The organism is Pseudomonas sp. SWRI50 (assembly GCF_014269095.1).
Classification (GTDB): domain Bacteria; phylum Pseudomonadota; class Gammaproteobacteria; order Pseudomonadales; family Pseudomonadaceae; genus Aquipseudomonas; species Aquipseudomonas kermanshahensis.
Genome location: NZ_JABWRW010000016.1, coordinates 39,645 through 59,703, shown reverse-complemented (window position 1 = coordinate 59,703; position 20,059 = coordinate 39,645). Strand labels below are relative to the sequence as shown.

Annotated in this window: 21 protein-coding genes and 1 other RNA gene; 13 read left to right on the top strand and 9 right to left on the bottom strand. The window is 63.0% G+C overall.

The window, feature by feature from the left end:
• Window positions 1-111 precede the first annotated feature (111 nt).
• From trxA to HU750_RS17485, 5 genes are all read left to right on the top strand, one after another.
• Entirely contained in the window at window positions 112-441 is a 330-nt protein-coding gene (gene trxA, locus HU750_RS17505; RefSeq protein ID WP_009684153.1) for a thioredoxin TrxA, read from the top strand.
• A gap of 228 nt (window positions 442-669) precedes the next feature.
• Entirely contained in the window at window positions 670-1,929 is a 1,260-nt protein-coding gene (gene rho / locus HU750_RS17500; protein WP_003253661.1) for a transcription termination factor Rho, read from the top strand.
• A 200-nt stretch (window positions 1,930-2,129) separates the two neighbouring features.
• A complete protein-coding gene (gene ubiD, locus HU750_RS17495; protein WP_186681432.1) occupies window positions 2,130-3,596 on the top strand; it encodes a 4-hydroxy-3-polyprenylbenzoate decarboxylase in 1,467 nt (488 codons plus the stop codon).
• Window positions 3,596-4,564 carry a CDP-6-deoxy-delta-3,4-glucoseen reductase gene (locus HU750_RS17490; protein WP_027592223.1) on the top strand — a complete coding sequence of 323 codons (969 nt, stop codon included), beginning with the start codon at window positions 3,596-3,598 and terminating at the stop codon, window positions 4,562-4,564. Before ubiD ends, HU750_RS17490 begins: the two co-directional genes overlap by 1 nt.
• Before the next feature lie 246 nt (window positions 4,565-4,810).
• Window positions 4,811-5,461 (top strand): gamma-glutamylcyclotransferase, encoded by a 651-nt coding sequence (locus HU750_RS17485; RefSeq protein WP_099455685.1) that lies wholly within the window; start codon window positions 4,811-4,813, stop codon window positions 5,459-5,461.
• 141 nt (window positions 5,462-5,602) lie between these two features.
• Here HU750_RS17485 and HU750_RS17480 read toward each other — a convergent pair whose 3' ends face one another.
• Window positions 5,603-6,580, bottom strand: coding sequence for an NADPH:quinone oxidoreductase family protein (locus HU750_RS17480; RefSeq protein ID WP_186681430.1), 978 nt, complete (start codon window positions 6,578-6,580; stop codon window positions 5,603-5,605).
• A gap of 156 nt (window positions 6,581-6,736) precedes the next feature.
• Between HU750_RS17480 and HU750_RS17475 the strand changes: the two genes are divergently transcribed.
• Window positions 6,737-7,141: a flagellar basal body-associated protein FliL gene (locus HU750_RS17475; protein ID WP_027592226.1), complete on the top strand. Its 405-nt coding sequence runs from the start codon at window positions 6,737-6,739 to the stop codon at window positions 7,139-7,141.
• A gap of 220 nt (window positions 7,142-7,361) precedes the next feature.
• Window positions 7,362-7,796 carry a type II toxin-antitoxin system PemK/MazF family toxin gene (locus tag HU750_RS17470; protein ID WP_099455683.1) on the top strand — a complete coding sequence of 145 codons (435 nt, stop codon included), beginning with the start codon at window positions 7,362-7,364 and terminating at the stop codon, window positions 7,794-7,796.
• A gap of 171 nt (window positions 7,797-7,967) precedes the next feature.
• Here HU750_RS17470 and HU750_RS17465 read toward each other — a convergent pair whose 3' ends face one another.
• The 4 genes from HU750_RS17465 to HU750_RS17450 all read right to left on the bottom strand — a co-directional run bounded on the left by HU750_RS17465 (window position 7,968) and on the right by HU750_RS17450 (window position 13,302).
• Entirely contained in the window at window positions 7,968-9,080 is a 1,113-nt protein-coding gene (locus HU750_RS17465; RefSeq protein WP_099455682.1) for an ABC transporter permease, read from the bottom strand.
• A gap of 1 nt (window position 9,081) precedes the next feature.
• The gene (gene rbbA, locus HU750_RS17460) at window positions 9,082-11,802 is read right to left on the bottom strand and encodes a ribosome-associated ATPase/putative transporter RbbA (RefSeq protein ID WP_186681428.1); all 2,721 of its coding nucleotides are present in this window, start codon (window positions 11,800-11,802) and stop codon (window positions 9,082-9,084) included.
• The gene (locus HU750_RS17455; RefSeq protein ID WP_186681426.1) at window positions 11,799-12,758 is read right to left on the bottom strand and encodes an HlyD family secretion protein; all 960 of its coding nucleotides are present in this window, start codon (window positions 12,756-12,758) and stop codon (window positions 11,799-11,801) included. Before HU750_RS17455 ends, rbbA begins: the two co-directional genes overlap by 4 nt.
• 94 nt (window positions 12,759-12,852) lie before the next feature.
• The gene (locus HU750_RS17450; protein ID WP_099430754.1) at window positions 12,853-13,302 is read right to left on the bottom strand and encodes an EVE domain-containing protein; all 450 of its coding nucleotides are present in this window, start codon (window positions 13,300-13,302) and stop codon (window positions 12,853-12,855) included.
• 178 nt (window positions 13,303-13,480) lie between these two features.
• On the opposite strand from HU750_RS17450, the gene HU750_RS17445 reads away from it, so the two are divergent.
• Window positions 13,481-13,633, top strand: a complete 153-nt coding sequence (locus tag HU750_RS17445; protein WP_172960392.1) for a hypothetical protein — start codon at window positions 13,481-13,483, stop codon at window positions 13,631-13,633.
• Window positions 13,634-13,652: 19 nt separating this feature from the next.
• Here HU750_RS17445 and HU750_RS17440 read toward each other — a convergent pair whose 3' ends face one another.
• From HU750_RS17440 to HU750_RS17425, 4 genes are all read right to left on the bottom strand, one after another.
• Window positions 13,653-14,261, bottom strand: coding sequence for a 5-formyltetrahydrofolate cyclo-ligase (locus HU750_RS17440; protein ID WP_027592232.1), 609 nt, complete (start codon window positions 14,259-14,261; stop codon window positions 13,653-13,655).
• A 67-nt stretch (window positions 14,262-14,328) separates the two neighbouring features.
• Window positions 14,329-14,508, bottom strand: a non-coding RNA gene (ssrS, locus tag HU750_RS17435) — 6S RNA.
• Window positions 14,509-14,525: 17 nt separating this feature from the next.
• Window positions 14,526-14,846, bottom strand: coding sequence for a cell division protein ZapA (locus tag HU750_RS17430; RefSeq protein WP_027592233.1), 321 nt, complete (start codon window positions 14,844-14,846; stop codon window positions 14,526-14,528).
• Entirely contained in the window at window positions 14,843-15,025 is a 183-nt protein-coding gene (locus HU750_RS17425) for a TIGR02449 family protein (protein WP_033693939.1), read from the bottom strand. The genes HU750_RS17430 and HU750_RS17425 overlap by 4 nt, the downstream gene beginning before the upstream one ends.
• A gap of 181 nt (window positions 15,026-15,206) precedes the next feature.
• Between HU750_RS17425 and HU750_RS17420 the strand changes: the two genes are divergently transcribed.
• The 5 genes from HU750_RS17420 to HU750_RS17400 are packed head-to-tail and all read left to right on the top strand — an operon-like array spanning window position 15,207 to window position 20,019.
• Window positions 15,207-15,761 carry a YecA/YgfB family protein gene (locus tag HU750_RS17420; RefSeq protein ID WP_027592234.1) on the top strand — a complete coding sequence of 185 codons (555 nt, stop codon included), beginning with the start codon at window positions 15,207-15,209 and terminating at the stop codon, window positions 15,759-15,761.
• A 21-nt stretch (window positions 15,762-15,782) separates the two neighbouring features.
• Complete coding sequence (pepP, locus tag HU750_RS17415; RefSeq protein WP_099430752.1) at window positions 15,783-17,117, top strand: Xaa-Pro aminopeptidase; 1,335 nt, start codon at window positions 15,783-15,785, stop codon at window positions 17,115-17,117.
• Window positions 17,114-18,313, top strand: a complete 1,200-nt coding sequence (ubiH, locus tag HU750_RS17410; protein WP_186681424.1) for a 2-octaprenyl-6-methoxyphenyl hydroxylase — start codon at window positions 17,114-17,116, stop codon at window positions 18,311-18,313. Before pepP ends, ubiH begins: the two co-directional genes overlap by 4 nt.
• Window positions 18,310-18,792: a DUF4442 domain-containing protein gene (locus HU750_RS17405; RefSeq protein ID WP_186681421.1), complete on the top strand. Its 483-nt coding sequence runs from the start codon at window positions 18,310-18,312 to the stop codon at window positions 18,790-18,792. The genes ubiH and HU750_RS17405 overlap by 4 nt, the downstream gene beginning before the upstream one ends.
• Before the next feature lie 9 nt (window positions 18,793-18,801).
• Window positions 18,802-20,019: a 2-octaprenyl-3-methyl-6-methoxy-1,4-benzoquinol hydroxylase gene (locus HU750_RS17400; RefSeq protein ID WP_177323869.1), complete on the top strand. Its 1,218-nt coding sequence runs from the start codon at window positions 18,802-18,804 to the stop codon at window positions 20,017-20,019.
• Window positions 20,020-20,059 lie beyond the last annotated feature (40 nt).

Sequence of the window (20,059 nt, the reverse complement as noted above, 5' to 3'; positions counted from 1 at the left end):
TCGCGGCGTCTTGCACAACTATAGTTACACTCAATCGTCTGTGACTTCCTGTAGTCAGCCTCTGCGGCTATGATGGGCCACGTTTTTATGCTTACGACCCCGGAGATATCCATGAGCAGCGATCTGATCAAACACGTCACCGACGCCACCTTCGAGGCCGAAGTCCTGCAAGCCCAAGGCCCGGTGCTGGTCGACTACTGGGCTGAATGGTGCGGTCCATGCAAGATGATCGCTCCGGTTCTGGACGACATCGCTTCCACCTACGAAGGCAAACTGACTGTCGCCAAGCTGAACATCGACGACAACCAGGAAACCCCGGCCAAGCATGGCGTGCGTGGCATCCCGACGCTGATGCTGTTCAAGAACGGCAACGTCGAGGCTACCAAGGTCGGCGCACTGTCCAAATCGCAGCTGGCCGCGTTCCTCGACGCCCACCTGTGATGTGAAAAAGCCCCGGAAATACCGGGGCTTTTCTTTTCCAACCCACTAGACGTCGAAAAAAGCAAGTGTTACATTCGGCCTCGCACTGCTTCTCCAGTGCCCCCTGCACGCCGTCGCCGACGCACTCCTAATTAGAATCTGTGCGCGATCCTATCGCCTTCTAGCGGCGCGGCTTCATTAAGCCAGAAGCTTAATCCTCCCTTCATACATGATTACGTCACTCCCCTTATGAACCTGACTGAACTCAAGCAAAAGCCGATTACCGATCTGCTGGAAATGGCCGAACAGATGGGCATCGAAAACATGGCCCGTTCGCGCAAACAGGACGTGATTTTCGCCCTGCTGAAGAAGCACGCGAAAAGCGGCGAAGAGATCTCGGGTGACGGCGTGCTGGAGATTCTCCAGGATGGTTTCGGTTTCCTGCGTTCGGCTGATGCGTCCTACCTGGCCGGCCCCGACGACATCTACGTCTCGCCTAGCCAGATCCGCCGTTTCAACCTGCGTACCGGCGATACCATCGTCGGCAAGATCCGCCCGCCGAAGGAAGGGGAGCGTTACTTCGCCCTGCTGAAGGTCGACACGATCAACTTCGATCGCCCTGAAAACGCGAAGAACAAGATCCTGTTCGAAAACCTGACGCCGCTGTTCCCCAACAAGCGCCTGAAGATGGAAGCCGGTAACGGTTCCACCGAAGACTTGACCGGCCGCGTCATCGACCTGTGCGCCCCGATCGGCAAAGGCCAGCGTGGCCTGATCGTCGCCCCGCCGAAAGCGGGTAAAACGATCATGCTGCAGAACATCGCGGCGAACATCACCCGTAACAACCCCGAGTGCCACCTGATCGTCCTGCTGATCGACGAGCGCCCGGAAGAAGTGACCGAAATGCAGCGCACCGTGCGCGGCGAAGTGGTCGCTTCGACCTTCGACGAGCCGCCAACCCGCCACGTGCAGGTTGCCGAGATGGTCATCGAGAAGGCCAAGCGCCTGGTCGAGCACAAGAAAGACGTGGTCATCCTGCTCGACTCCATCACCCGTCTGGCACGTGCCTACAACACCGTGATCCCGAGCTCCGGCAAGGTCCTCACCGGTGGTGTCGACGCCCACGCCCTGGAGAAGCCGAAGCGTTTCTTCGGTGCCGCGCGTAACATCGAAGAAGGCGGTTCGCTGACCATCATCGCCACCGCGCTGGTCGAAACCGGCTCGAAGATGGACGAAGTGATCTACGAAGAGTTCAAGGGTACCGGCAACATGGAGCTGCCCCTGGACCGTCGTATCGCCGAGAAGCGTGTGTTCCCGGCCATCAACATCAACCGCTCCGGCACCCGCCGCGAAGAGCTGCTGACCGCCGACGACGAACTGCAGCGCATGTGGATCCTGCGCAAGCTGCTGCACCCGATGGACGAAATCGCCGCCATCGAGTTCCTGGTCGACAAGCTCAAGCAGACCAAGACCAACGACGAGTTCTTCTTGTCGATGAAGCGTAAGTAAGCGTTTCAGGCTGGAATCGATTGGGGTCGCTTCGCGCCCCATCGCGACACAAGGCCGCTCCTACAGGATTATGCATTACCTGTAGGAGCGGCCTTGTGTCGCGATGGGGGCGAAGCGGCCCCAAGTCATTTTTGGCCATTAGGCGCCGAACGGCGCTACACTCTGCACCCCGACCGATACGGCCAACACGAGGCTCCTGCATGCAGTATCGCGACTTGCGCGACTTCATCCGTGGCCTGGAACAGCGCGGTGAACTCAAGCGCATCCAGGTTCCGATTTCTCCCGTCCTGGAAATGACCGAGGTCTGCGACCGCACCCTGCGTGCCAAAGGCCCGGCGTTGCTGTTCGAGAAGCCCACGGGGTACGACATCCCGGTACTGGGCAACCTGTTCGGCACGCCCGAGCGGGTGGCCATGGGCATGGGCGCCGAGTCGGTCGAAGAACTGCGCGAAATCGGCAAGCTGCTGGCCTTCCTCAAAGAACCAGAGCCGCCGAAAGGCCTGAAGGATGCCTGGTCGAAGCTGCCGATCTTCAAGAAGGTCGTGTCGATGGCGCCGAAGGTGGTCAAGGATGCGGTGTGCCAGGAAGTCGTGGTCGAAGGTGACGACGTCGACCTTGGCCAGTTGCCGATCCAGCACTGCTGGCCAGGCGATGTGGCCCCGCTGATCACCTGGGGCCTGACCGTTACCCGCGGCCCGAACAAGGACCGCCAGAACCTGGGCATCTACCGCCAGCAGGTCATCGGCTGCAACAAGGTCATCATGCGCTGGCTGAGCCACCGTGGCGGCGCGCTGGATTACCGCGAATGGTGCGAGAAGCACCCCGGCCAGCCGTTCCCAGTGGCCGTGGCGCTGGGCGCAGACCCTGCAACCATCCTGGGCGCCGTGACGCCGGTGCCGGATACCCTGTCCGAATACGCCTTCGCGGGCCTGCTGCGTGGCAACCGCACCGAGCTGGTCAAGTGCCGTGGCAGCAACCTGCAGGTACCGGCCACCGCCGAGATCATTCTCGAAGGCGTGATTCACCCAGGCGAAATGGCGCCGGAAGGCCCCTACGGCGACCACACCGGCTATTACAACGAAGTGGACAGCTTCCCGGTGTTCACGGTCGAGCGCATCACTCACCGGCAAAAACCGATCTACCACAGCACCTACACGGGCCGTCCGCCGGATGAGCCGGCGATTCTCGGCGTGGCGCTGAACGAAGTGTTCGTGCCGATCCTGCAAAAGCAGTTCCCGGAGATCGTCGACTTCTACCTGCCACCGGAAGGTTGCTCGTACCGCATGGCGGTGGTGACCATGAAAAAACAATACCCAGGCCACGCCAAGCGCGTGATGCTGGGTGTGTGGTCGTTCCTGCGACAGTTCATGTACACCAAGTTTGTTATCGTCACCGACGATGACATCAACGCCCGCGACTGGAACGATGTGATCTGGGCCATCACCACGCGCATGGACCCCAAGCGTGATACGGTGATGATCGACAACACCCCGATCGACTACCTGGACTTCGCGTCGCCGGTGTCCGGGTTGGGGTCGAAGATGGGCCTGGACGCCACCCACAAGTGGCCGGGCGAGACTACACGCGAATGGGGACGGGTCATCGTCAAGGACGAGGCCGTCACCCGCCGTATCGATGAGCTGTGGGATCAGTTGGGAATAGATTGATGCAGGTAACGTTGCAGCCGTCCGGGGCAGTGCTGGCGCTTGAACCCGGGGAACGGATCCTGGATGGAGCGCGGCGGCTCGGCTATGACTGCCCGAACAGCTGCCGCAATGGCAATTGCCATGTTTGCGCCGCCTTGCTGGTGGAAGGGAGCGTCCGCCAGAACGGCGAAGTACGCGACCATGGCGAGCTGTTCACCTGTATTGCCGAACCGCTGGAGGATTGCGTGTTGCTCTGGGACGGTGTGCTCGCCCTGGGCGAGCTGCCAGTGCGCAAGCTGGCGTGTAGCGTGAGCGAATGCGTCGAGGTCGGTGGCGACGTCTGGCGCGTGCGCCTGCGTGCGCCTGCCGGTAAGCCGCCGCGTTATCACGCCGGTCAGTACCTGATGATCGAACGCGAGGGCGGCAAGCAGGCGGCGTTCTCCCTGGCCTCTGCGCCTCATGGTGGGCGTGAGCTGGAACTGCACGTGCTGGCGCGTGAGCCCAGCGCGCTGCAGCTGATCGAGCAACTGCAGCGTGATCGCCTGGCGCGCATCGAAATGCCTTTCGGTGATGCGCACCTGGCCGAGTTGCCAGACGGGCCGCTGGTGCTGATCGCCGCCGGTACGGGAATGGGCCAGATGCACAGCCTGGTCGAGCATTGCCGTGCCCAGGGCTTCAAGCATCCGGTACACCTTTACTGGGGTGTGCGTCGGCCTGAGGACTTCTACCAGATTGAGCATTGGGACGAATGGTTGCGCCTGCCCAACCTGTTCCTGCACAAGGTCGTCAGTGACCTGTGTGGGTGGGAAGGCCGCTGCGGCATGCTGCACGAGGCCGTTTGCGAAGACATCCACGACCTCAACGGCGTGCACGTCTACGCCAGCGGCTCGCCAAACATGGTCTATGCCACCCTCGATGCCCTGGTCGAGGCCGGTATGGATGCACACCGCATGCGCGCCGATGTATTTGCCTACGCGCCGCGCGGCTAATAACTCAAGTTCAACCGAGTGGGTATAAGGCGGTAATTGTTACCGCCTTGGCTAATAACTTTCACTGCGCTCGAAACAATGCTCTCCAATCGTCGGAAGTTCGCGTGAAACTTTAGCTTTCAGGCTTGAGTGTTGGCGCGTTTCTATCCTAAGGTTAATGCAGACACCTTAGGTGCGGGGCGCAAACCCCGGCACACAGCGATTCTCGATTCATCTGTAGTTCACAGGGAATAATGGCGGCAGCGTATGTCGGCAATTGAAAGTTTGTCCTGGAAAAGTGCTTACCCTCCGGCGCTCGACTTCGGCCAGCAACTGACCCGCGAGCAATTGATCAACTCCATGCAACTGACCATGTCACGCCATGAAGGCGGGCCGGTGTGGTTGTTCGCCTATGGTTCGTTGATCTGGCGACCGGAGTGCAGTTCGGTAGAGCGGCAGCGCGCACGGGTGCACGGTTATCACCGTGGGCTGTACCTGTGGTCGCACGAGCACCGTGGCACACCGGAAACGCCCGGCCTGGTGTTTGGCCTGGACCGTGGTGGGTCATGCAGTGGTTTTGCCTATCGGCTGGATGAAAGCAACCTGGATGATTCGCTGATGGCCCTGTGGCAACGCGAAATGCCGTACCCGGCCTACCGCCCGCACTGGCTCAGTTGCCGATTGGGTGATGGCAGCAAGGTGCAGGCCTTGGGTTTTGTGCTGGAGCGCCATTTGCCGTGCTATGCGGGGAATTTGCCCGACACACTGCTCAGCCAGATCCTAGCCAGTGCCAAGGGGCGATATGGCACCACGCGCGAGTATGTGGAACAGACGTTGAATGCGCTGCGCAGCCACCAAATGCCGGATCGCAACCTGGAGGCGCGGTTCAGGCGCTGCCATAACCTGCGGGAAGTCTGATTTATTGACTGGCAGTACCGGCCTCTTCGCGGGGCAAGCCCGCTCCCACAGGCACCCGAGCCGCCTTGAGGGCAGTGGATAATCTATGGGAGCGGGCTTGCCCCGCGAAGAGGCCCGAGCAGGCAATCAAGCAGCCAGACGCTAGCTAGTCAGCACCACCAACTTACCCACAGCCTGCCGCTGCCCCAGCTTCTCAATGGCAGCCCCCGCCTCAGCCAGTGGATAAGTCTCCGACACCAGCGGCTTCAGCTTGCCTTCACCCTGCCAGGCAAACAGCTGACGGAAGTTAGCTGCATTCTGCTCCGGCTGACGCTGGGCAAACGCCCCCCAAAACACCCCCACGACCGCTGCGCCCTTGAGCAGCACCAGGTTCGCCGCCAGCTGTGGGATCGCCCCGCTGGCAAACCCCACCACAAGCAGCCGGCCATTCCAGGCCAGGCCCCTTACCGCCTGGTCGAACAGCTCGCCACCCACCGGGTCGTAGATCACGTCCACGCCCTGGCCGCCGGTCAGGCGCTTGATCTCGTCCTTGAGGCTGGCCTGGCTGTAGTCGATCAGCTCATCGGCGCCGGCAGCCTTGGCCACGGCCAGTTTTTCGGCGCTGCTGGCTGCAGCGATCACCCGGGCGCCCATGGCCTTGCCTATTTCCACGGCCGCCAGGCCCACACCCCCTGAGGCCCCCAGCACCAGCAGGGTTTCACCCGGCTGCAGGTGACCGCGCTGCTTGAGTGCATGCATCGAGGTGCCATAGGTCATGCCGAAGGCGGCGGCGGTGGTGAAGTCCATGTGCTCGGGGATCGGCATCACGTTGTAGAAGGGCACCGCCACCTGTTCGGCGAACGCACCCCACCCCGTGAGGGCCATGACCCGATCGCCCACCTTGAACGCACCGGCCTTCTCGCCGACCGCAACCACCACACCGGCCGCTTCGCCACCTGGGGAAAACGGCAGCGGTGGCTGGAACTGGTATTTACCTTCGATGATCAAGGTATCGGGGAAGTTGACGCCCGCAGCCTGCACATCCAGCAGGATCTCGTTCTTTTTCGGCACGGGGCTGGCGACGTCTTCCAGTACCAGGTCGCGCGCCGGGCCCAAGGTTTTGCACAACACAGCTTTCATCGGGCTATTCCTTTGCGGGTAGTGGCCGATAAGTGTAGGAGGGCCACCTGCCGGGTCAACGAGCATGGCCTACCCTGATGGGCCGGCATAAGCCAGGGCTTGGGTTTGAGCGGTGTGCTGGGTAAGCTGGCGCCAATTGTATTGAGGAGCGAATTCGTGAAAGCGTGGATCTTGATGGTGCTGGCCCTGATGCTGCCAGTTGCGGCCGTGGCCGAAGAAGCCAAGGAAGGGGCGCCTAAGGTCGCCTACATCACCCTGAGCCCACCCTTTGTCGGTAACTATGCCCTCGACGGCAGCCCCAAGCTGCGTGTCTACAAGGCCGACGTAGCCCTGCGCGTGACCGGTGATGAAGCCGCCAAGGCCGTGAAACACCACGAGCCGCTGATCCGTAACCAGCTGGTGGCGCTGTTCACCCAGCAGACGGTGGACAAGATGAGCAACGTCGACGCCAAGGAGCAACTGCGCCAGGAAGCCTTGAAGCAGGTGCAGCAGGTGATGGAAGCGGAAGAGGGCAAGCCAATTGTCGAAGACCTGCTGTTCAACAACTTGATTGTGCAGTGACCTGAAACCCTTGGGGCCCATCGCCGGCAAGCCGGCGACAGCGGCTTCTATTAGGGCGCAGGCCTCCAGCAGGGCCTCGTCATTTGTGTCTGAAACGAGCTCAGACTAACCCTAGTCGTAGGACCTTTCTGTCTTCCTTGTACGTCCGCCAATTTACAGTTTCTGATGCGATGGCCGCGTTAAATTGTGCCTCGTCTTCAGTTGCTCGAGAGTATTGGCAATGCCTTTGAAGTACCAACCGAAAGAGGCGACTGTACTGATGTGCGATTTTTCAGGATTTCAAGCACCTGAAATGATCAAGGTGCGGCCCGTCGTCGTTCTTCGCAAGCACAGTCAAAATCGCCAGTTGGTGACGATAATCCCGTTGAGCACCACTGCTCCTGATCACTTGGCCAGGCATCACGTTGTCCTGCCGAGTTATTTGCCTGGCCCTGATCTGACATGCTGGGCCAAGTGCGACATGATCTACACGGTTGCAACCTCCAGGCTGGACAGATGCCGCGTCAAGTCGCGGCAGGGAGGTGGCCGGGAATATATGACTTTTACAATGCAGCCCGAGCATTTTGCCGCCGTTAGGGCCGCCGTTTGCTTCACGCTGGGCTTCACACATCCAGCAACAGTGCAGTCTGTTGTCAATAAAGCACCTGATGCGTGATAATCCATCCTGTTCCCGTAAGGGGCTTGTAAGACTCTGCGGATCCTGGTTAACCAGCAATCACAGAGCCGGGCAGGTAGATGGCGATGACAAGCCGACCTGTCTGTGAGTAGGGCGCCGGAAGGCGCCCTTTGTCTTTGTGTCGTTCTCATATTCCCCAGCGACACTCTCTCAGGACGCCAGCGTCCGCCGAAAGCGCGCCAGCGCCACGCTGAAGAACACCAGGCCAATCACGGCCAGGGCCAGGATGTCTGGCCATACCACGACCACGCCGGCGTCGCGGAACAGGATCGCGGTGCCGAGGCTGACGAAATGCGTCGACGGCGAGCCCTGCATGACCCACTGCAGCCACTGCGGCATGCTGTCCAGCGGGGTACTGCCGCCAGACAGCAACAGCATCGGGATGATGACCGGGATCGCCAGCAGGCCGAATTGAGGCGTCGAGCGCGCCAGGGTGGCGAGGAAGATGCCCAAGGCGGTACTGGCGAACAGGTACAGCGCGGTCACGGCCAGGAACAGCCCCATGGAGCCAGACAGCGGCACGCCCAGGGCGCCTTTGACCACCACGATGAGCGACACCCAGGTACACAGCACCACCACCAGCGCGTTGCTGGCGATTTTCGCCAGCATGATTTCCAGGGCGGTCAACGGCAGCACCAGCAAGTGGTCGAGGGTGCCGTGTTCACGCTCGCGCAACAGCGCCGTGCCGGTGAGGATGATCGCCAGGATGGTGATGTTGTTGATGATCTGGATCACGGCCAGAAACCAGCCACCCTCCAGGTTGGGGTTGAACAGTGCCTTGGGGTTGATCAGCACGGGGCTTTGGGTTGTGGTGCGCTGGGCATAGTCGAGCAGCTCACGCTCGAAAATCCGGCCGATGTAGCCGGCGCCCATGAACGCCTGGCTCATGGCCGTGGCGTCGACGTTGATCTGCAGCTCGGGTGAGCGCCCGGCCAGCAGGTCGCTCTGGAAGTTCACCGGCACATTGATCACGAAGGTGTACTGGCCGCTGTCCATGGCCTGGTCCAGGCGGTCTGGGGGCAGCGGCACGGCAGGTTGAAACTCGGGCGGTTGCAGTGACTCGGTGAGCTTGCGCGAGAGCTGGCTATGGTCTTCGTCCACCACGGCAACGCTGGCGTTGTGCACGCCGATCACCGAGCCCGCCGCCGGCATGTAGATCGCCACGCTGAAGGCATACAGCAAAAACAGCAGCAGCACGCTGTCGTGGCGCAGGCTGGTCAGCTCTTTCAGGCCCAGGCGCAGGGTATGGTTCAGGCGCGACATGTCAGGCCTCCTGCTTCTTCAGCATGGCCAGGCTCAGGCCGGTGAACACGGCGAAGAAGCTCAGCAGGATCAGGCACTGCGGCCACAGCTCGCGCAGGCCCAGCGCTTTGGTGAAGGTGCCGACCGCGATGTCCAGGAAGTAACCCGCCGGGAACAGTTGGCCCATCACTGCTGCGGCGCCATCGAGCGACGAGCGTGGCACGATCAGGCCGGAGAACTGGATGGTCGGCAGGCTGGTGATGATCATGGTGCCCAGGATGGCCGCGATCTGAGTGCGGGTGAAGGCCGAGATCAGCAAGCCCAGGCTGGTGGTCGCCAGCAGGTAGGCGACGCCGCCGCAGGCCAGGGCCAGCACGCTGCCCTTGAGCGGTACGGCAAACAACCAGCGGTTCATCGCCACCAGCAACGCCAGGTTGACCAGGCTTACGGCCAGGTAGGGCAGCTGTTTGCCGAGCAGAAACTCCAGGCGGGTGAGGGGCGTGGCGTAGAAGTTGGTGATGGAGCCAAGTTCTTTTTCACGGACGATGCCCAGGGCGGTGAGCATGGCCGGGATGAACGCCAGGATCAGCGCCATGACGCCGGGCCCGATGGCATTCACGCTGACCACGTCCTGGTTGTAGCGGAAGCGTGTTTCCAGGCGCACCGGCTCCTGGCGCTGCACCGGTTGCTGGCTGGCCGCGGCAAATTGCTCGAGGTTCGCCTGGTGCACCGCTTCTACATAGTTGCGGCTGGTCTCTGCACGGAACGGCATGCCGCCGTCGAGCCAGGCAGCCACCACCGGTTGGCGACCGGCGTAAAGGTCACGGCCAAAGCCGGGTGGGATCTCCAGCGCCAGTTTGATTTCGGAACGTTGCAGGCGTTGGTGCATTTCACGGGTATCGCGAATCGGCGCCTGCTCAGCGAAATACCGTGATCCGCGAAACGCTTCGAGGTAGGCCCGGCTTTGCGGGCTTTGGTCTTGGTCATGAACGGCGAAGGCGAGGTTCTCTACATCCAGCGAGATGCCATAGCCAAAGATCACCATCATGAACACGGCGCCGAGCAGGGCGAAGGCCAGGCGCACCTTGTCGCGCAGCAGCTCCTTGCCCTCCCGGCTGGCCACCGCCAGCAGGCGGCGCAGGCTGAAACCTTGGCGCAACGGTGGTGTGGCCGCTGCCGGCTGCTCCAGCACAGTGTTTTGTGGGGCCTGGGGCACGGCCTCCTGGGCTTGCTCCAGACAGCGCACAAAGGCGTCTTCCAGCGTTTCGCCGGCGTACTGGCGTTGCAGGGCATCAGGCGTGTCACAGGCCAGCACGCGCCCGGCGTGCATGAACGAAATGCGGTCGCAGCGCTGGGCTTCGTTCATGAAGTGCGTAGAGAGGAAAATGGTCACGCCTTGCGCGCGCGACAACTCCACCAGCAGTCGCCAGAAGTCATCGCGGGCGGCAGGGTCGACGCCGGAAGTCGGCTCGTCAAGGATCAGCACTTCAGGGCGGTGCAGCACCGCGACGGCCAGTGACAGGCGCTGGCGCAGGCCGAGGGGCAGGGCGCCTGACGGCTGGTCGGCGATGTCGCGCAGGCCGAAGCGCTCGATCAGTTCGCTGATGCGCTGTGCGCTGTCGGCTTTGGGCAGGTCGAACAGGCGCGCATGCAGCGTGAGGTTCTGACGGGTGCTGAGCTCACCATACAGCGAGAAACTCTGCGACATGAAACCAACCCGCTTGCGCGTGGCCAGGTCGCTGGCGTCCACCGGGCGGCCCAGCAGGCTGGCACTGCCCTCGCTGGCGGGTACCAGGCCCGTGAGCACTTTCATGGTGCTGGTCTTGCCGCAGCCGTTGGAGCCGAGAAAACCAAAAATTTCCCCACGACCAATGGCGAAGCTGACCTTGTTGACCGCGGTGAAGTCACCAAAGCGCAGGGTCAGGTCATGCGCTTCGATGGCGACCAGGCCGTCATTTGCCGAGCGTGGCGGGATAGTCAACGGCGCATGTTGCGTACTGCCTGCCCCTTGGAAATGGGTGAAGGCATCGTCCAGTTTGCCGCTGGGCGTGACGCCCGCCAATGTGTGGCTGGGGCCCGCGGCAATCAGCCGGCCGCCATCGAGCATCAGGCAATGCTCGAACTGCTCGGCTTCCTCCATATAGGCAGTGGCCACCAGCAGCGTCAATTGCGGGCGTTGTTCGCGTACCTGCTCGACCAGTTCCCAGAAGCGTCGCCGCGACAGGGGGTCGACCCCGGTCGTGGGTTCGTCGAGGATCAGCAGGTCAGGTTCGTGGATCAACGCGCAGCACAGGCCCAGTTTCTGCTTCATGCCGCCCGACAGCTTGCCGGCCGGGCGCTCGGCGAAGCGATGCAGGTCGGTGGCCTGCAGCAGGTTGGCCATGCGCTGTTCGCATTCTTGCCGGCCCAGGCCAAACAGCGTGGCGAAAAAACGAATGTTCTCGCTGATCGACAGCTCGGGGTACAGGTTGTTGCCCAGCCCTTGGGGCATGAACGCGACCTTGGGGTACAGCGCAGCGCGGTGGCGTCGTTGGCGGATCGAGCCGCCCAGCACCTGCAACTCGCCCTGCTGCAGGCGTTTTACGCCGGCGATCAGCCCGAGCAGGGTCGATTTGCCGGCCCCATCAGGCCCGATCAGTGCACAGCGGGTGCCGCTTGGCAGGCTGAAACCCAGCGTCTGCAAGGCGATCAGGTCGCCATAACGGTGGCTGATGCCCTCGGCCAGCAGTGCCGGCGCGTTCATTGCAGGTTGGCCGGCCAGTCCACGTCAGCCGTGCGCACATAGCCAGCGCCCGGCATGCCCGGCTTGGCTTGCGGCACGGCGCTTGGGTCGCTCAGGCGCAGTTTTACGCGAAACACCAGTTTCTGCCGCTCATCGCGGGTTTCGACCTGTTTCGGGGTGAACTGCGCCTTGGCTGCGACAAACGCTACCTTCGCTGGCAACGCCTGATCGGGCAGCGCATCGAGGACGATGCGTGCCTGATCGCCAACGGTCAGCCGGCCGCTGGTGGAGGCTGGGAGGTAGAGGTTCATGTACTGGTCGCTCGGGTCGATCAGCATCAGCACGCGACCGCCAGCGCCCAACACCTCACCCGGCTCGGCCAGGCGCAGCTGGATGATGCCGTCGATGGGCGCGCGCAGGCTGCTGTCGTCGATCTCGCTGGTTAGCTGGGTGACTTGGGCCTGGGCGGCGCCGATGGCGGCTTTGACGGCTGCCAGCTGGGCGCGCGCCGCAACCACCGCCGCGTTCGCGGTGTCGAAGCGGGCCTGCTGCTGGTCGAGCAGTTGTTGGCTGGCATAGTTGCGCTTGAAAATCTCGCGCACGCGCTTGAGTTCCTGGCCGGCGAGCAGCAGCTCACTCTGACGCAGTTGCACGCTGGCCTGGGCCGCCGCGTAGTTTTCCTGGGCGCGCAGCACTTCGGCCTCGGCCTGATTGCGCTGGGCTTCCATTGTGCGGGTGTCGATACGGGCCAGCAGCTGACCACGGGTCACCTTGTCGCCTTCGTCGACCCGCACTTCGGCCAAGCGCCCGGGGACCTTGGTGGCAACTTGCACTTCGGTCGCCTCGAGACGGCCGTTGCCCATGCTCAGGCCTTCCGGCAGCTGGTCATGCAGCGACTTCCAGTAACCCAGCCCTGCCGCGGTCGCCAGAAGGGCGATCAATGCAGTGGCGAAGACCCTGGGGGCATATCGATTCATCAGTCAGCATCCTGCTCAATGCACGCCGCTATCGTGGCGTGCGGCTATCCATGGCGTGTTGATATCGGTCAAACCCCTTGATCCTAGCCCACCTTCACTTCAGCGCGACAATGGCCGCCCATTGTTCGGGGGTAACCGGCATCACCGACAGGCGGCTGCCTTTTTGCACCAGCGGCAATTCGGCAAGTGCAGCCTGTTGTTTGAGCCTGCCAAGGTCGAGCACCTTGGGCAGGGTTTTCACATGGGCCACGTCCACCGCACTCCACGGGTTCTTCTCGGCGGTGGCCTTGGGGTCGTAGTAGTGGCTTTCTGGGTCCAGTGCGGTCGGGTCCGGGTAGGCCGCCGCAGTGATGCGGGCGATGCCAGCAATGCCCGGTTGCGGGCAGCTGGAGTGGTAGAAGAAGAACTCGTCGCCCACGCTCATGGCCCGCAAAAAGTTGCGCGCCTGGTAGTTACGCACGCCGTCCCAGCGCGCTTCGCCCAGCCGGCCAAGGGCTTCGATCGAGAGCTCGTCGGGCTCGGATTTCATCAGCCAATAGGCCATGCATGCTGCTCCTGAAAAGGTTTGAAATAACCTGTTGCACGAAACCGACAGCCGGTTGGCGCCAATGTTTGCGTGTGGGCGCAGGTTGTCGGAAAATGCGCCCCGTTTAAAGCGAGATGCTCTGGCGATACTCAGAAAATCGCCAAGCCGAAACAGTTTGCCTGGGGGGCAATCTTCGATGAATCAACGCAAAAAGCCGGATCTGCTGTGGATCCTGGTGTTCATTTTTGGCCTGGGTGTGGTCACCACTGGTTATGCGCAAGGGTTCCTGGAGCGTAAGCTGGACACCGCCTATCAAATGCCGGTCGACGCCAGCCAGCCGCAACGTTGATGCCCTCCGCTGGCGCCGCTCAGTTCGGCGCCAGGTACCAGTCGCGGTCCGAGACCGTGCCTTGCAATGGTACATCCCAACTGGCCTGTGCCAGCCGCTCGACCTTCTGGCATTCATGCGCCAGCCCCAATAGCAAAGGTTTCTTCCAGGTCTTGCGGCGCGCCTGGTAGGCCAGGCTGCGGTCATAGAAACCACCGCCCATGCCCAAGCGGCCACCCACTTCATCGAAACCCACCAGCGGCAGCAGGATCAGGTCCAGAGCCCAGATCGGGCGTTGGCGTTTGCGGTCGGTCAGTGGCTCTGGAATACGGAAGCGGTTGCGCTTGAGTTTTTCACCCTGTTCGAAACGCTGAAACACCATGCGTGTGCGCGGCCAGGCGTGCAGCACCGGCAGGTAAGTACGTTTGCCGCGTCGCTGGGCTTCGCGCAATAGCAGGTAGGGGTCGATTTCACCGTCGTTGGGCAGGTACAGGGCAATGTGCCGGGCGCGGCGGAACAGCGGGTCTTGCGCCAGCTGGCGGTATAGGCCAAGGGCGGCTTGGCGCTGCTGGGCAGGGGTCAGTGCGCGGCGGGCATTGCGGAGCAGGCGACGAAGCTGGGGGCGGGTGAGCGGCGCGGTGTCGGTCATGGCACAGGCGTTCCCAGTTGTCGCGACTGGTAGGGGTATGCCCGCAGCAAGGGCGGACAAAAAAATAAGGCTCCCCGATAAGACCGCTATCGGTGTAGCCCTTGAACCCGAAAGTTCAAGGTGGAGATTGCAGGGGGCGTTAAGGCTTTCCGTCGAGCGGACATGCACACCGGCCCCAGCGTGCAACCCCCGTGGTTGTGCGTATCGGCTCAGGGACATAACCGACTGGCGCATCCCCCAGGGAGTGGCGCCAGTATACCAATCTCAGCCGATTTTGGTATCCGTGTCGTCGGACAAAGCCTTATCGACCCGATCCAGCAGGTCGCGCACCTGTTCGCGGTTGGTGCCAGCGACCGGGGCAGCGCTACGGTCTTCCTGGCGGTGCAGCATCTCGTGGGTAATGTTCAACGCAGCCATGACCGCGATGCGGTCGGCGCCGATCACCTTGCCGCTGCTGCGGATCTCGCGCATCTTGCCGTCCAGGTAGCGCGCGGCGCTGACCAGGTTGTTGCGCTCTTCCGGCGGGCAGATGATCGAGTATTCCTTGTCGAGGATCTGCACGGTGACGCTATTGCTTGAACTCATGAGTCTTGCTCCAGAGCCTTGAGGCGTAAAATCATCGACTCGACCTTGCGCCTTGCGATCTCGTTCTTTTCGATGAGGTGGGCGCGCTCTTCGCGCCAGGATTTTTCCTGAGCTACTAGGAGTGCATTTTGCCGTTTTAGTTGCTCGACACGTTCGATCAGCAACTCGAATCGGCTCATCAGCGCTTGCAGGTCGTTCTCTTGCGTGGGTTGCACTCGAATCGCTCCGTCGTTGAGTCACCTGGCGATGATGCCTCTCCCCGGGCCGCGACGGCCAGTGCCGATGGTCTTGGCGCGCCTGCCGGTGCTAGGATACAAGGTCTCCATTCTAGTCATTGCGCCGTCTGGCGCCTAGTTGCCCATGCCCAATACCCAATCGCCCTACATTGCCTTCGCCATGCTGCTTACCAGCAACGGCCACCCTGTCACTCCTGCCGAGCTGCACGGCTTGCTGGTCGGGCGCAGCTGCGCCGGTGCCGGCTTCGATGCCGACGCCTGGCTGGCCGACGCCGCCCAGCTGCTGGAAAACGAACCCGGTGACACCGTCCGCAACGCCTTGATCGGCTTGCAAGAGATGGTCAAGGGCGAGCTCACCAGCGATGACATGGCCATCGTCCTGCTGCTGCCGACCGATGATGCCGCGCTGGCTGACCGTGCTGAGGCGCTGGGCCAGTGGTGCCAAGGCTTCATCACGGGCTTTGGCCTGAACGCCGGTGGCAAGGACCTGTCCACCGAAGCCAAAGACGTGCTGCAGGACCTGGTGGCAATCTCCCAGGTACAAGAAGCCCTCGAAGAATCCGAAGACGGCGAGAGCGACTACATGGAAGTCATGGAATACCTGCGCGTCGCGCCGCTGCTGCTGTTCTCCGAGCTGGCCAAGCCGGCCGCACCTGCGTCCAAGCCATCGTTGCACTGATCAACCGGGGGTAGTCTGCCCATGAGCCACATTCCCAAGGCCGAGTATGCCCGTCGGCGCAAGGCGCTGATGGCGCAGATGGTCCCCAACAGCATCGCCATCCTGCCCGCCGCTGCCGTTGCCATTCGCAACCGCGACGTCGAGCACGTGTACCGCCAGGACAGCGATTTCCAGTACCTCAGCGGCTTTCCCGAGCCCGAGGCGGTGATTGCGCTGATCCCGGGCCGTGAACATGGCGAGTACGTGCTGTTCTGCCGCGAGCGCAACCCTGAGCGCGAGCAGTGGGAAGGGCTGCGCGCCGGCCAGGAAGGTGCGGTGCGTGATTTTGGCGCCGACGATGCCTTCCCGATCACCGACATCGACGAGATCCTGCCGGGCCTGATCGAGGGCCGGGAGCGGGTGTACAGCGCCATGGGCAGCAACCCGGAATTCGATCGCCGGCTGATGGACTGGATCAACGTGATCCGCTCCAAGGCGCGCCTGGGTGCCCAGCCGCCGAACGAGTTCGTTGCGCTGGATCATCTGCTGCACGACATGCGCCTGTATAAATCGGCGGCAGAAGTGAAGGTGATGCGCGCTGCCGCAGACATTTCCGCCCGTGCCCACGTGCGTGCCATGCAGGCCTGCCGGGCCGGGCTGCATGAGTACAGCCTGGAAGCCGAGCTGGATTACGAGTTCCGTAAAGGCGGCGCGAAAATGCCGGCCTATGGCTCGATCGTCGCGGCCGGGCGCAATGGCTGCATCCTGCACTATCAGCAGAATGACGCCCCGCTCAAGGACGGCGACCTGGTGTTGATCGATGCGGGCTGCGAAATCGACTGCTATGCCAGCGACATCACCCGTACGTTCCCGGTCAGCGGGCGTTTTTCGCCCGAGCAGAAGGCCATCTACGAGCTGGTGCTGAAGGCCCAGGCGGCAGCCTTCGCCGAAATTGCCCCCGGCAAGCACTGGAACCACGCCCACGAGGCGACCGTGCAGGTCATCACCGAGGGCCTGGTGGAGCTGGGGCTGCTCAAGGGCGATGTGCAGGGGCTGATCGAAAGCGAAGCCTACCGCGCGTTCTACATGCACCGCGCCGGGCACTGGCTGGGCATGGATGTGCACGATGTGGGCGAATACAAAGTGGGCGGCCAGTGGCGCGTGCTGGAGCCCGGCATGGCGCTGACCGTCGAACCGGGCATCTACATCGCCGCCGACAACCAGGCGGTGGCCAAGAAGTGGCGCGGCATCGGCGTAAGGATCGAGGACGACGTGGTAGTGACCAGGCAGGGCTGTGAAATTCTGACGTCGGGTGTACCCCGCACAGTCGCCGAGATCGAGGCGCTGATGCAGGCTGCGCGCAAGGACGCGGCATGAACCGGGTCCACTTGGCGATCATCGGTGGCGGCCTGGTCGGCGCGAGCCTGGCGTTGGCCCTGCAGGCCGGGGCCAAGGCGCGGGGTTGGAAGATCCTGCTGATCGAGCCGTTCGCACCCGGCCATAGCTTCCAGCCCAGCTACGATGCGCGTTCGTCGGCGTTGTCGTATGGCACGCAACAGATCTACCAGCAGTTGGGGCTGTGGCAGGCCATCAGCCAGCGCGCCGAGCCTATCCTGCAGATTCAGGTATCGGACCGTGGCCGGTTCGGTGCCACGCGCCTCGATGCCCACGAAGAAGGCGTGCCAGCGCTGGGTTTCGTGGTGGAAAACGCCTGGCTCGGGCAGTGCCTGTGGCAGGGGTTGGACCCTGAGGTGGTGAGTTGGCGTTGCCCCGCCGAAGTGAGGGCGATGCACGCCATCGAAGGCGGTTATCGCCTGCAACTGGATGACGACACCAGCCTGGAATGCGACTTGGCAGTGCTGGCCGATGGCGGCCGCTCTGGCCTGCGTGAGCAGCTGGGTATTCATGTGCGCCGCACGCCCTATGAGCAAAGCGCCCTGATCGCCAACATCACGCCTGGCGAAGCCCACCGCGGCCAGGCGTTCGAGCGGTTCACCGAAACCGGCCCGATGGCCCTGCTGCCACTGCCGGAAAACCGCTGCGCGCTGGTCTGGACCCGTCAGGGCATGGACGCTCAGCGCCTGGCCGAAATCGATGAACGCAGCTTCCTGCGCGAGCTGCAGGACGCCTTCGGCTATCGTCTTGGGGCCTTGCGCCAAGTGGGTGCAAGGCATCTCTACCCGCTGGCACTGGTCGAGGCTGAAGAACAGGTACGCCCGCACCTGGTGGTGCTGGGCAACGCTGCGCACAGCCTGCACCCCATTGCCGGCCAGGGATTCAACCTGTCGCTGCGTGACGTCCAGGTGCTTGCACACGCTCTGCTGGCGGGCCCGCAGTACCCCGGTGACCTGGGCACCTTGCGGGCCTATCACCAGCGTCAGCGCCTGGACCAGGCGCTGACCATTGGCTTCTCTGACCAGGTCACCCGCCTGTTCGGCAGCAACCAGCCGTTGCTGGCTGCCGGGCGCAACATTGGCCTGCTCGGGCTCGACCTGCTGCCGCCGGCAAAAAGCTGGTTTGCCCGCCAGGCCATGGGCCTGGGTACGCGCCCCGATTCGCGGGGCCAGGCATGAGCAATCCGCGCAGACTGGCGCGCCGGGCCCGCATGTTGCGCTGGTTGCTGAACCTTTACCCGCCGTACCTGGGCGCCGGTATCCGCGTGCAGCACATCAGCCCGGACATGCGCAGCGTCAAGGTCCGCATGAAGCTTACCCGCTGGAACCGCAACTACGTCGGTACCCAGTTTGGCGGCAGCCTCTATTCGATGGTCGACCCGTTCTACATGCTGCTGCTGATCGAGCAGTTGGGGCGCGAGTACATCGTCTGGGACAAGGCGGCGAGCATTGATTTCATCTCGCCGGGCAAAGGCCCCGTGTACGCCGAGTTCCACCTCGATGACGCCCTGCTCGACGACATTCGCCAGCAGACCGCCACCGGCAAGAAGTGCTTGCCGCGGCTGCAGGTGGACATCCGCGATGGCACCGGCGAACTGGTAGCGCGGGTCGATAAAACCCTATACGTGCGGCTCAAGCCGCAAGCGAGGCAGGCGTAAGGCATGGAAATGCGCGCAGATCTGTTGATTGTCGGTGCCGGTATGGTCGGCAGCGCCCTGGCCCTGGCATTGCGCCACAGTGGCTTGGACATTCTCCTGCTCGACGGCAGCCCGCTGTCGGTAAAACCCTTCGATACCGAAGCGCCGTTCGAGCCGCGCGTCAGTGCCCTGTCGGCGGCCAGCCAGCGCATTCTGGAGCGCCTAGGCGCCTGGGATGGCATCGCCCGGCGACGGGCCACGCCGTATACCGACATGCACGTCTGGGATGGCAGCGGTACGGGCCAGATCCACTTCTCGGCGGCCAGCGTGCATGCCCAGGTGCTCGGCCACATCGTCGAAAACCGGGTGGTGCAGGACGGCTTGCTGGAGCGTCTGCATGACAGCGACATCGGCCTGTTGCCCAACGCGCGGCTCGAGCAACTGCGCCGCTCCGGTGACGAGTGGCTGCTGACCCTGGCCGACGGCCGCCAACTGCGGGCGCCGTTGGTGGTGGCGGCGGATGGCGCCAACTCGGCGGTACGCCGCCTGACCGGCTGCGAAACCCGTGAGTGGGATTACCTGCACCACGCCATCGTCACCAGCGTACGTTGCAGCGCGGGGCACCAGGCCACGGCCTGGCAACGCTTTACCGACGAGGGCCCGCTGGCGTTTCTGCCGCTGACACGTGAGGGCCAGCAGGACTGGTGCTCAATCGTCTGGTCGACCACGCCAGAGCATGCCGAGCAACTGATGGCGCTGGACGAGCCGGCCTTCCTCAAGGCCCTGGAGCGGGCCTTCGAGGGGCGCCTGGGCGAGGTGCTACAGGCCGACCCACGCGTGTGCGTGCCGCTGCGTCAGCGCCATGCCAAGCGCTATGTGGCTGAGGGCCTGGCGCTGATCGGCGATGCCGCGCACACCATTCACCCGTTGGCCGGGCAGGGCGTCAACCTGGGGTTCCTTGATGCCGCCGTGCTGGCCGAGGTGCTGGTGAATGCCAGCGAGCGCGGCGAACGGCTGGCGGATGTAAAGGTGCTGAGCCGCTATGAGCGCCGGCGCATGCCGCACAACTTGGGGCTGATGGCCGCCATGGAAGGGTTCGAGCGGCTGTTCCAGGCCAATCCGCTGCCGTTGCGCTGGTTGCGTAACAGTGGCTTGAAGCTGGTGGAGCAGATGCCAGAGGCCAAGGCATTGTTCGTGCGCCAAGCGTTGGGCTTGAGCGGAGACCTGCCAGAATTGGCCAAGCCCTGACGTTAGCACGGCCTGCAACATCCGGTAACGGCTCCGAGGG